The following is an 11,374-nucleotide window of genomic DNA, read 5'->3' on the forward strand; positions in this document are numbered from 1 at the left end:
TCGCCCCGTTGGATCGACTGATCAAACAGATGCAGGCACTTGATCAGCTCGAGCAGCAGGAGGCAGGCCTCCAGGAGGCGTACACCCAGATCACGCTAAATGAGATGGCTACTTCCGAGACCACGCGAATGTCCGATGAACTCACGGCGCTGCGCGCCAACCTAACCGCGCAGATCGAGTACTTGCGCACGAATGTCATCAACAATCCGTTACTCAGCACAGGACTCAGCCTGACCGACGGGCTCTGACTCCGTCATGACCGCACCCCTCGAACACCTGAAATGCAGTGTGTGTGGGAGGAATGGAGCTGTCTCGAAGAGATCAAAATTTTTCGGTGATGGGAACTGCTCAGGTTGCACCCCTCGACGGTGGCAGGGAGGCCGATGCGGCCTGTTGAGGCGGAAGGCGATCTGTCCACATTCGATAGCGGGCTGGGCGCATTGTCGTGTCCGGGCGAGTCAGACACTGGCGGAGTAGGCCGCGCGTGCGGCCTCTATCACGGCACGGGCAGGTCCGCTGGCATGAGCAACATTGAGCGGTGGTGACCACTGCTCAATCACGGTGGCTTCGACCGCGGCCGGTGAGGGGTGCTGGCACCAGGTCAATCGTAGATGGGTGTGCATCCAGGCAGTCAGTCGAATCTCGTCCTCGTCGACGAGGACGACGCGATCAGTGCGTCGGGTCCGGTAGTGCTCGGTATCGAGGAGCAACCCGGCGAGGGTGCGGCGGAGGGTGGATGATCCGCTGCGGCGCAGATGATTACTGATAATCCGCCGGCGCAGGTTCGTGGCGAGACCGATGTAGAGCAGCCGTATCCCGGCGTTGGTCGGGTGTGTGGGCCCCGGGAACTGAGAGAACACCTCCGGCGCCGCCCACCACGCGTAAAGGCCCGGTGCCGCGGGCACCATGGATAGGTCCTCGAGCGCGCGACTAGAGCTACTGAGCGCGGTGATGGTATCGGCTGCATCGTGCGGCGCCGTGGGATGCGGGGTTGGCATAGCGAGCAGTCTGCCTCGCCATGCAGACACTCAGCGCGACAAACAGGAACTGTCGCCGATGAGGGCAGGGTCGTGTGGAGCGAGCTGTCAGCCTCGTCGGCACGGTGCATGCAAAGTGATGAAGGCATCGCGCACCGGGCGGACGCTGTCCGTGAACTGGACCCGAAGCGCGAGAGCGGTGGTGGGTGCGCGTCAGTGCGGTGACCGGGTAGAGAGCTACGGGGTCTCGGTGGGCCAGCGCGTGTTGGAAATCGGATCCGTTGGGTGTGTGTCCTGTCCGGGCTCTCGGTTCGAGCGGAGAATGAGGTCGGCGTGCCGCACCCGCAGTCGTCCCTGGTGACCATTGGCGTATCGGATTTCGCAGACAGAATCGAGGGACACAATGGGTGAAGGACAAAGTCGTTGCTTCCGTGGAGCATTCGTCGTCGCTGATCGAAGTGACGACGATGGTGGGTTGGATGCAACAGTGGCGGCAACGATTGCTTCGCTGGCGTCATGTGGTGCGGAGACACGGGGTGAGTTCTCTGACGTCAGTCCTGATGCGCGGCTCGCTGGGATGTTGGCTGGATTGTTCCGTACGAGCGCCCTGGCAGAGCAGTGCGAGCACTTTCGGGTAGACGGCACGGTGTCGACGTTGCACATCCGGTTCGGCGGTGGAGGTGCGCTGCGCGATGCTGGTCATCCCTGGGACGCCGTAGCGGCCGAAACGGCGCTCTCTGTTGTCGCGGAGTTGGGGGTGACCGGCGAGGTGGAGTACGCCAACTTCGATTCGAGCGAGCCGCTGTTCGTCCGGTGGGTTCTGGACGGCGGCTTGGTTGGCCGAGAGTCTGGGCGTGTTGTGTACGCCGCCTGAGAGGCAGATACCGCTGGCGACTTACGAGAGGTTTCTCGTAAGTCGCCAGGGTCATTTGTGGTCGTGGCTGTCCGGCCGCGCTGTGGGGAAGTTGTCTGTGGACCTGTCCGGCTCTTTGCTGCCGCCGGCACCAGCGAACCGGCCCCCACACCTGATCTGTGAGGGCCGGTTCGCTGGTGTGGGATTCGGGGCAGGTGCGGCAAGGCGAAGGGGTCCACACCTGCCCCGCGTCGGTCAGGCCGCCTGACTGTGCTGGCGGTCGCTGTCGAGGGCGTCGGCGATCTCCGCACCGATCGCAGCTAGGCGGGCTTCGGCGGCGACGAGCGTCTGCTCGTCAGGGAACAGGAGCGAGGTCGCAGCGTTGCGAGCAGCGTCCTCTTCCGCTCGTAGCCGTTCGATCGACTGTTGCAACCGAGCGGATTCGGTTCGCTCTGGGGCGGTGAGACGGTGCAACGTCTCTGCTACTGCTGGTGCGATGCGGGCTGCGCCCCGTCGGAGCTGAGATCGGGAGACCGGGACGTCCGCCAGTGTCGTGTAGTCATGCCGGATCGTGAAGCCGATGATCTGGCCTTCGGACGTTTCCGTTTCCACAGTCAGCGGGCCGACAGATGCGCTTCGATGTGGTCGGGTGATTAAGTACCCGATGTCGTCGACCAACCGGTCGAACATGATTGGCCGGTCGTCGAGGTCTTTGTACAGTTCATCGAGCGCGGTGACACGACGCCGCAGACGTTCGGCCGCTGCTGCGCACTGGTCGGCTTGCTGGACGGCGCGGCGCACATTCTGTAGATGCGTCGCCCGCCGAAGGCGCAACGTACGCACCGTAGATTTGATCTCGGCTTCTTCGAGTAGCAATACGTTCCCCGAAGCCGCAGCTTTGATCTCGGCGTACGCCAATGTTGTATCTCCGATGTCGTCGACCTCCCGGATCGTCGAATCGGTGGAGTACAAGTGTGCGAAGGCACGAGACTTACGATGCAACACTTCCCACGAGTAGGCATCGAAGGTGCGTTCGGTGACGTAGGTGAACACGTCTACGGACTCGCATAGGTTCCCTGGCCGGAACGCGCGACCTTCGCCCTGTTCGACATCGGACGGGCGCCAGGGCGGCGCGATCAGATGAACGGTAGACAGACGGGTTTGAATGTTCGTTCCGATACCGATTTTCGGCGTCGACCCGAGCAACACGGATACTGACCCGTCACGGCAGGCGGCGTGTAGAGCTTCCCGGGATTTCGGTGTCGTAGCCTCGTGTGCGAAACGCACGCGGTTGGCCGGGACCCCGAGTTCGACCACCAGTTGCCGGAGCCTGCCATAGGTGGACGCATCGTCTGGTTTGGGGGTGCCCAGGTCGCAGAGCGCCAATTGCAGGACACCAGGAGTGGTGTTGTTGAACGTGCGGTCGAGGCCTCGACGGTAGGTCGCAGCGATGGTCTCAGCGGCGGCGAGCAGTTTCGGTGACGCGATCTCGATGCCTACAAGATTGGGATCCAAAGCAACCTTGCGGCCGTCTCCGCACACGGTGAGCATGTTGTCTGAGCCGCGGATTCGGCTGTTGGTGTTCTGCAGGTTCTCGGCCCGGCGCACCAGCCCCGCAACGTAGTCGAGGATCTGCGGGCCAGGATCGACGACAACGGTGTGATCGTTGCGGGCCGGGCGCTTCTGCCCGAGCGCTTCGGTGGGAAGAAGGTCGGCGAACTCGTTTAGCAGGCCGCGGAGTTCGGGCAGGTTCTGGATTGTGGACGGGCGGGTATGAGTCCGGAAGCCCGACCCGTCGGGTGCAACCTCGATTCGAGTCTCCCACCGGATGAACGTGTGAGCGAACGCGTCGAAATGGGCCAAACCGATCTGGTCGAGACGGTCGGGAATCATAAACCGTGCCCAGCAGTAGATTTCAGCGAGAGTGTTGCGAAACGGGGTTCCGGTGAACATCGACGCCACCGGTCGATTCGGGTACCGGGCCGCCAAAGTCTCCACTTTGAGCAACATGTCAGTAGCGCGTTTGGACGAGCCGAGCGAGAATCCGTCGGCGCGGGTGGCAACCGGTATCCGGATGAACTTGTCGGCCTCGTCAATCAGGATGTAGTCGATTCCGAGTTGTTCGAGCGTGATTTGATCGGGATCAGTCACATTCGAGCGGAGCCGGTCGAGCTGTTCTTCCAATGACCTTACGGCGTTGGCCGTTTGACGTGCGCCCCTACCGAATTCGGGTTCGTTGTTCATGTGCTCGCGGACGGTGGCTTTCTGGGTTTCGATCCACTCCGCTTCGGACTCCGGGTCGACCCCGAGCGTGGAGAACGCCTCGTGGGTCATGATCACGGCATCCCAATCGCCGGTAGCGCAGCGTGCCGCGAACAACCGGCGAGAATCGCGCGCGAGATCTTCCTCTGTAGCGATGAGAAGCCTCGCGGCCGGCGCGGCCTGCTGCGCCTCCCGGCCTATCTGCTCCAAGATATTTTTGGGGACAGCAATGCAGGGTTTGTTCGCTAAACCGAAGCGTCGCAGCATGATCGCTGAGCACACCATCTCCAAGGTCTTTCCGGCGCCGACGGCGTGTGCAATCAGTGCACGGGGACGGGAGAGCACCATGTCGACTGCGTCGAGTTGATGAGGCCACAGGGTGAGCCCAGCAGAAATTCCAGGAACAGTCAGGTGTGACCCGTCGGGGCGACGAGTGACATGGGAACTGAACCGCAAGTTGTAGGCCGCCAGAACCCGTTCGCGGCGTGCTTCGTCCTCGAAGATCCACACGCTAAATCGTTCGTGGAGGGCTTGCAGTCGGTCGGCCGCAGCAGCGGTCCTCTGCGGGCTACGTACGCGTCGGTAGACCCCGTCGTCGAGAAGGTCTATGTAGACGACAGGGCGTTTGCCGTTGAGCCCGCATTGGAGAAGTTCGATCGGGGACATGTCTTCGGTGCCGTAGAGGACCGACGCGTCAGGCGAGCATCGAAGGGACGACGACAACTCCCAATACGCGATTGACGGCGAATGGTGAATCGCCCCCGTATACGTGGTGCCGAGTTCTTCGGTGAGGAACGCTCCGATATCGTCCGCCGTTAGCCAAGGAGCCCCCAAACTCACTCGTACGTCATGCATTCCGAGTTGCGTGGGCATCGATTCCTCAAGGGCTGCCACATTGCGGAGGTAAGCGGGATCGAGCTTCGCAGCGCGCCGTGCTGCGTCTAACTTGCTCCGAACATTGCCCGACAGATAGTCGCGTGCCGGGGTCCATCGCCCGCCGTTCTGTGGATCCGAGTAGACCAGATCTCCGAGCGCCGCCGCTGCAGATTGCAGGCTCGAGAGCCCCAACAACTCAGCTACTCGCGACAAGTCCAGGCGGCCTACCTCACCGAGAGTGACGGCCAGCGCTTCGGCCGCAGTGTCGACACGCTCAACCCGCACCGGTCGCTTGTTGACCCGCCCTAGCAGTACTGCTGCCGGCTCAGCTGTCGAAGTGTCGGGGTCGTACTTTTCCAGCGCCAAGACCAGCGGGTAGTCCGGGTCGCGGCGGAACCCGCCCATCGATGGACGACGCACCGACACTGCGGGGACTCCAGTTTCCGGATCAGGTTTCCCCTCACGCACAGTGCACCGATTCAACGCGCCCCACGCTGCGACGTACAGCCTGTACAGGTCCAGAGCATGTGCGCGAGCGGGAGCGATCGTTTCGTCGGGCAAGTCCGGATCGGACTCGAGGTCCATCAAGTTAATGGCCGCATCTCGAAGCGAGATCAGATCGAACAACTCCCGCGCCGGCCGTTGTACCTGGACAAGAGCGCCATCGGTCACAGTGAAGATCTGCCCGTCTACGACGTGAAACGAACGCTCTTTGCGACCTTGCGCGTCTACCAGGATTACATCCGAAAGCCCGTCATCGGCGATAGGAGCAGCGGTCATTGCAGGTAGCGCGCTGCAGACAGAGGTGATCGCCGCATCTACCGCTGGGCCGGGGGCGTCAGTGACGACCGCTAAACCGTTGTATCGGTTGCCGGTTACGCGCATCTCACCTGCCACATGAAGCGGATGCAATGCCCAATACCGATTCACGCGTACCGCTGTAGCGTTTTGGCCCTCACCCAACGGTCTGTCGACGACGTCGCGTTCATCGACAGTTGCTCCCAGTCGGTAACCGGGATTCCGCGAGAAATTGACCGTGTCAATCCAGCCCGAAGCCTTCTGGCCGGGCGCGCGGACCTGCAATACCAGCACGTCAGCCACAACATCGGTTCCAGGGAAGGTGCCCGAGGGCAGCCGTACTGCCGCTACGAGGTCGGCATGACGAGCCAGTTCACTGCCGGTGGTGCCGGAGTCCATCACGAACCGCGAGGTAATTGCCACGACGTAGCCGCCAGGGCGAACCGCTCGGACCGCGCGCATGAGAAAGTAGCTGTGCAACGGCAAGTTGATCCGGTGCACTGAGTCGTGAACATTGACGGACGAGAACGGGACGTTCGCCACGACTGCATCGAAGTAGTTGTCGCGCAACGATCGTGACTGCAAACGGCCAGTGTGAATCGTGGCACGCGAGTGCAGCAGTGAAGCGATACGCGCGGACGTGGGGTCTACTTCTACGCCGGTAACGTCGATAGGCAGTCCGTCCGGGGCAGCCGAAATGAGCGCGCCGTGTCCGCAGCCGAGATCAAGCACCCGGCCGCCCGTGAAACCTGCAGCGGTAAGGATCTGCCAAAGACGTTGTCCCACCTCTGGGGGCGTGTAATAGGCCGTGTCGACAACGTCGGCAGCAGCAGCGCGTGCGGGAGGGGTGAGCAGTGAATCGAGCTGGTCGGCCAGATGAAGCCACTTCCCGGAAGGTTCCGGGGCGAATGCCGATGCCAGCGAACCCCACCCGGGCCATGCCTGCAATGTGGAGCGTTGGTCGCCGGTGAGTGGAAAGCCGTCGACGAGGTCGCGCTGCAGTTCCAGCGCGGCTATAGCGTCGGCGACGATGTCGCGAGTTTTTCCCATGAATTTTGCCTCCGAGATCTGGGGGAGACCTGCCAGGTGTGGTGTGTGTACCGGCAGGCCATCGAGCAGAACTCACAATCCGGGGCATCGAAAATGAGTGCGGCACAGCAGGATAAGTGCAGTTAAAAGGCTGTTTTCTAGTATTGCTGAGCTGTGCAATACGGCTGCGCTGTAATCGCCGGTATCAACGTGCATTTCAGTCCCTCTGTGACCACGCATCAGCACCAGCGTGATCGCTTGAAATCTCGAGCTTCGAGACCCGCCCGGAAGGAACAGAGCAGGCAAGGGTGGGAAACGATCGTTGCCGGGCGCACGTTTCGTAGCTCCTGTCCGATGGGTCGTGATTCTCACAGTCGTCAACGATCGGCCCTGGCTTGTGGCATAGCGGGACGGTATTGAGAGGTGGGGTATACCCCGCCGTGTCATTTCTGCAGTGTCGATCCTGTCCTGGTCAGATTGCCGTTGCGACAGGATGTTTCGCGTGCTCACAAGGCCTGTTGTGCCGCACTGCATTATGGCTTCGACGACAGTAGGTGAAGAACACACCGACTGCGAAGGAGATCGAAATGAAGCGTAAGACTGTGGGCGGCGACGAGGTCGACGCATTCGCGAAGACCCGCCGTTCTCGAAACTGGAAGGCAGGAGAACGTAAGGCGCTCAAGGCGAAGGCTTCCCGCCGGGAACGCCGCGATGCGCGAATTGCGCCCGCGCGCTGATCCGAACGTCATTCGGGCCGGAGAGAGACCCTCCTGGGAACTCTCCGGCCCTTGCCATTTCTCGCATACAGAGTTTCCCCCCCGACAGAACATTTGAGAGGACGATCGATATGGGATCGAATACCGTCACCGACACATGCTCGAGGATCACCGCAGCGGACCGCGCGAAAGCCTTGCACCTGTTTCGCGCCCGTGACGCCGGCACAAATACCGCCTACGACGACGGAGACCTCGCGTGCCTAATGTCGGCAGTGTTCGGTCTGTGGCGGGACGGCGAATCATCGGACAGCACAGAGCTTCCCCACCCGACAGGGGAGGGGCCATGGCGGCTTTACCCGGCGGACTGCGACGCGCCCGCATTCCCGGATCCACTCGTCGAAGACGACGACTTGAATTCCCATCAGATCACGGAACTGTATGTGCTGGTCATCGAGCACAAGCACGGGTCGAACGTCACTGTGCACTTTGACGAGCAGTCAGCGAAGGCCGCCGCAGCAGAGTTCGCAGCCTGTTGGTGGGGTGAGCGTGATGGGCCGATCCCAGCGGACATCGATGAGGTGCTTTCCCGGTACTTCGACAATGGCGGTCAGGAGTTCTACACAGTCGTGGCCGCGTCTATCGAATTCTGAGAGCGCCCAGTGCCCACCACATGTTTCGGGTGGGCACTGGCCGGCCCAGTCCAGCCTGGTGGTCGCGGGACTGCTGTCCGGATCTATCCGCTGACCGCAGCCCTGCATCGGGCAAGCAATCAGTTACTGTCCACCGAAATGACCTTGTTATGTTGCTGTTCGCCAAGTCACTCGTGCCGCACACTGCAACATTGGCAGCAACAGTAGGCCCGAACACACCGCATTGAACCGGAGGTCACGACGACGACAGCAGATGGCGATACCGCGCGATACCGACGCGGAACGTGTCCTCGACGCCCATCGCCCTCCTCTACGACCGCCGCAGCAAGCAACGAGAACGAACGAGTAAACCTCTACCCACAAGGTGCCCCTGACAGTGCGCCAAAACCAGGGATGAACAGCCACAAGAACGGACCTGCCACGATGAACGATTCGATTCGGCCCACCATCAACCGACCCTCCGGTGGCTCCCCACGTCACATGCAGCAGCGCGCGCTCACCACCCGCCACGCGATTCTCGACGCATCGGCCGCGATCTTTGACGCGAGGGGATACAGCGCTGCCAGCATCAAGGACGTGATCACGAGCAAAGATCTCTCCAAAGGTGCTCTCTTCTATCACTTTCCATCCAAAGAGGCCATTGCCCAGCAGCTCGTTCACGGCTGGTCGAGTGCCGTCGAGACCGCATTCTCCGGCGCTTGCACCGCCGCAGAACCCCCTGCACAGAAGCTAAGAAGGGTGTTCCTCGACCTCTCGCGCGGCGTCGAGAGTGATCTGCAACTGCGTGCCGGCATGAAACTGACCCTCGAAGCCGGAATCGAGGGTGCGCATCAGGCTTATCGGCAGTGGGTCGATACCACCGGTGACGTTGTCGACGAAGGCATCGCAGACGGAACTATCAGAGACACCGCACACGCGCACCACCTCGCTTGGAACGTGTGCGCTGGATTCGTCGGAATAGTCAATGCCGCCCCCATCATGCGAGAGGACGTGGATCTTCCCACCCGTATTGATGACCTGCTCACTGCCCATTTGAGCCTCGTAGTAGCGCGCTGAGATACCCACCGCGATCGAGAGGGCCAAAGTAGAACGGCAATGGGCGGAGCCCAGCATGACACCGTATTGCGTAAGAGAGTTTTCGCGGAAGCAGTGGAGGGGAGCAGAGATGGCACCGCTGAATGAAGAATCCGAGGACGACGAGACCTTCTACGAAGGCCAGATCGACGAGACGATCTTCGACGAAAACTGTGCAGTCCTGCTTGGGTTTTGAGTTGACCTGTCGTGCGAACGAGAGGAACCCGAATGGTCACTTTCTTGGTCATCTCACCGATAATCTTCGGGATGATGTTCGTCGTCGATGTACTCAACGGACACCGCGATCCCTACGTCGCGCGACGCACGTCGGTTCAACTGGTCCTTGGCTTCTCCTCTCTTGTCGCGGGCCTCATCGCCGCGCATGCACTCGTAAATCACAATGACATCTACAGCAGCCTCACCGGGAAGTTCGTCATGGGCGCGCTAATGTCCACGACGGTGCTCTCGCTGGGAATTCTCTTGGGATACCAGCTGGACGCCAAACGTCAGGAACGCGGAAAGACCTCCGCTGGAGTGGCCCACGTGGAATCCGGCGCGAATATCTGATCTCTACCGCAGAGCGGCCGGATTCTGGCAGTACTGCCCACGAATCCTCCCTTGTCGACACCCAAACTATCGAATCGAACATACGTTCTAGTACTGTGAAGGAGTGAGAGACCGGCAGTGGGAGGCAGATTGTGACCACGAATCTGCCTGAACAGCGGCAACCGTCCTCGGAGGTGCTGTCCAAAGCGCAAAAGCTTGAACAGCTCCGTCGGAAGATCGCTGCGATCCCCGCTGGAAACAACGTCGACGCCCTACCTGAGTCGATCGCTGAGCCAGTTCGCAAGGTCGAGACGCCTGCGAGTACGGACACGACCCGATCAACGCTCCGGGTGCTGCCTGTGCCCGACCCGATCGCGGCGCTACTCCCACACCGAGGGCTCGCCCGAGGCGCCGTCGCCGCCGTCGATGGCGCAGCATCCATCCTCGTCGGCCTTCTCGCGGCCGCTACTGCTGCCGGGCACCGAGCGGCGGTAATCGGCCTGCCCCGACTCGGACTCCTCGCCGTTACCGAACACGGTGGTGATCTCTCCCGCATCGCGCTCATACCCGATCCTCGGGACGCTGCTGTAGAAGTCGCCGCGATAATGCTAGACGGAGTCGACGTAGTTGTTCTCGGGCTGTCCGGAGCAGCCGTCACCCCGAGTCGGGCGCGGGCTGTCACGGCTCGGGCTCGCTCGAAAGGTTCTGTACTTCTTGTCACGCAAGGGAACTGGCCAGGTGTGGACCTGCGCATCGAAGCCACTGTCACAGGCTACGGAGGAGTCGAAGGCGGGCGTGGTCGAATAAACGCCGTCCAGTTCGACGTCGCGGCTGCCGGCAAGGGATTTCAACGCCGCACACAGCGTATGGAAGTCCGCGACGGAACAGGCAACCTGACATGGAAGGCGCTCGATGGCGCCCCGAAGAACAATGCCAGCGATACTCGACTGCTCGAGGCACTGTGATCGACACCCATGGATGGGTCGACGCCTGGCCGGAGCACCCCAACATCCATTGGCTCACACCACCACGGAAAGTGCTCGTGGACATGGACATTGCCCTCGGTCTTGCCCGCCATACGCCACGTGCTGACCGGATACCGCTACATGTGAAAGCCACCGCCATCCATATCGACGGAATCATGGCCGGCACCCAGTTCGCTTGGCTGCGCACGACGACCTCGGTCTGGATTGCCGTGGTAAAAGTGGCTGCTACCAGTGGAAACCATCAGAACACCGTTACTCTCGACCTGTGCGTTACCGAAGACGCCATCAGTCTTCCTGTCGATCACCGCTGAGTACGGGGAAGCTCACGGGAGGGTTTTACCGCAGGCCGGGAGGGAACCAGGACGGCTCCGGATGCGTCCAACAGGCTATGAACGAAGACGACCGCGCACTGCTCATCGCTGACGGCGAAGATCCCGACGACCCCCGCATCATCGCAGCTTACGAATACATGGAAACTGCACTTGCGTTGTATGCGAAGGTGCATCGACGCATGAGCCCTCGATCTAGGTAGTGCTACTGAACCCGAGCTCGCCGCCATGTTTTGCGTTCTCAATCCGTCCTGCCACACCCGCCGGCTGTCTCTTTC

At 61.4% G+C, this 11,374-nt stretch carries 11 protein-coding genes; 9 read left to right on the plus strand and 2 right to left on the minus strand.

Annotated features, from left to right (window positions below):
- On the plus strand, positions 1 to 248 hold a 248-nt coding region (locus tag A2J01_RS36795; protein ID WP_231915710.1), incomplete at its 5' end, for a hypothetical protein.
- A 210-nt stretch (positions 249 to 458) separates the two neighbouring features.
- Here the strand turns inward: A2J01_RS36795 and A2J01_RS05590 are convergent.
- Positions 459 to 998, minus strand: coding sequence for a GIY-YIG nuclease family protein (locus A2J01_RS05590; RefSeq protein WP_064112277.1), 540 nt, complete (start codon positions 996 to 998; stop codon positions 459 to 461).
- A 382-nt stretch (positions 999 to 1,380) separates the two neighbouring features.
- Between A2J01_RS05590 and A2J01_RS05595 the strand changes: the two genes are divergently transcribed.
- The gene (locus tag A2J01_RS05595; RefSeq protein ID WP_064112278.1) at positions 1,381 to 1,851 is read left to right on the plus strand and encodes a hypothetical protein; all 471 of its coding nucleotides are present in this window, start codon (positions 1,381 to 1,383) and stop codon (positions 1,849 to 1,851) included.
- A 234-nt stretch (positions 1,852 to 2,085) separates the two neighbouring features.
- Here the strand turns inward: A2J01_RS05595 and A2J01_RS05600 are convergent, their stop codons facing one another.
- On the minus strand, positions 2,086 to 6,816 hold the full coding sequence (locus A2J01_RS05600) for a methyltransferase domain-containing protein (RefSeq protein ID WP_064112279.1): 4,731 nt from the start codon (positions 6,814 to 6,816) through the stop codon (positions 2,086 to 2,088).
- Positions 6,817 to 7,382: 566 nt separating this feature from the next.
- Here A2J01_RS05600 and A2J01_RS05605 point away from each other — a divergent pair.
- From A2J01_RS05605 to A2J01_RS35685, 7 genes are all read left to right on the plus strand, one after another.
- Complete coding sequence (locus A2J01_RS05605; RefSeq protein WP_156519184.1) at positions 7,383 to 7,532, plus strand: hypothetical protein; 150 nt, start codon at positions 7,383 to 7,385, stop codon at positions 7,530 to 7,532.
- 110 nt (positions 7,533 to 7,642) lie between these two features.
- Positions 7,643 to 8,161 (plus strand): hypothetical protein, encoded by a 519-nt coding sequence (locus tag A2J01_RS05610; RefSeq protein ID WP_064112281.1) that lies wholly within the window; start codon positions 7,643 to 7,645, stop codon positions 8,159 to 8,161.
- A gap of 423 nt (positions 8,162 to 8,584) precedes the next feature.
- Positions 8,585 to 9,217 (plus strand): TetR/AcrR family transcriptional regulator, encoded by a 633-nt coding sequence (locus A2J01_RS05615; RefSeq protein WP_164490651.1) that lies wholly within the window; start codon positions 8,585 to 8,587, stop codon positions 9,215 to 9,217.
- A gap of 246 nt (positions 9,218 to 9,463) precedes the next feature.
- Complete coding sequence (locus tag A2J01_RS05620) at positions 9,464 to 9,802, plus strand: hypothetical protein (RefSeq protein ID WP_064112282.1); 339 nt, start codon at positions 9,464 to 9,466, stop codon at positions 9,800 to 9,802.
- A 131-nt stretch (positions 9,803 to 9,933) separates the two neighbouring features.
- The gene (locus A2J01_RS05625; RefSeq protein ID WP_052959774.1) at positions 9,934 to 10,746 is read left to right on the plus strand and encodes a hypothetical protein; all 813 of its coding nucleotides are present in this window, start codon (positions 9,934 to 9,936) and stop codon (positions 10,744 to 10,746) included.
- Between the two features lie 77 nt (positions 10,747 to 10,823).
- Entirely contained in the window at positions 10,824 to 11,078 is a 255-nt protein-coding gene (locus A2J01_RS05630; RefSeq protein WP_156519185.1) for a hypothetical protein, read from the plus strand.
- Between the two features lie 77 nt (positions 11,079 to 11,155).
- Positions 11,156 to 11,299, plus strand: coding sequence for a hypothetical protein (locus tag A2J01_RS35685; RefSeq protein ID WP_156519186.1), 144 nt, complete (start codon positions 11,156 to 11,158; stop codon positions 11,297 to 11,299).
- The last annotated feature ends 75 nt before the right edge of the window (positions 11,300 to 11,374 follow it).

It is taken from the genome of Rhodococcus sp. EPR-134, assembly GCF_001647205.1.
GTDB lineage: Bacteria > Actinomycetota > Actinomycetes > Mycobacteriales > Mycobacteriaceae > Rhodococcus_F > Rhodococcus_F qingshengii.

Excerpts from the sequence above, each read along its gene's own strand:
- A2J01_RS35685 (WP_156519186.1), top strand. The coding sequence starts at position 11,156 with ATGAACGAAGACGACCGCGCACTGCTCATCGCTGACGGCGAAGATCCC.
- A2J01_RS05620 (WP_064112282.1), top strand. The coding sequence starts at position 9,464 with ATGGTCACTTTCTTGGTCATCTCACCGATAATCTTCGGGATGATGTTC.
- A2J01_RS05595 (WP_064112278.1), top strand. The coding sequence starts at position 1,381 with ATGGGTGAAGGACAAAGTCGTTGCTTCCGTGGAGCATTCGTCGTCGCT.
- A2J01_RS05605 (WP_156519184.1), top strand. The coding sequence starts at position 7,383 with ATGAAGCGTAAGACTGTGGGCGGCGACGAGGTCGACGCATTCGCGAAG.
- A2J01_RS05615 (WP_164490651.1), top strand. The coding sequence starts at position 8,585 with ATGAACGATTCGATTCGGCCCACCATCAACCGACCCTCCGGTGGCTCC.
- A2J01_RS05600 (WP_064112279.1), bottom strand. The coding sequence starts at position 6,816 with ATGGGAAAAACTCGCGACATCGTCGCCGACGCTATAGCCGCGCTGGAA.
- A2J01_RS05610 (WP_064112281.1), top strand. The coding sequence starts at position 7,643 with ATGGGATCGAATACCGTCACCGACACATGCTCGAGGATCACCGCAGCG.
- A2J01_RS05590 (WP_064112277.1), bottom strand. The coding sequence starts at position 998 with ATGCCAACCCCGCATCCCACGGCGCCGCACGATGCAGCCGATACCATC.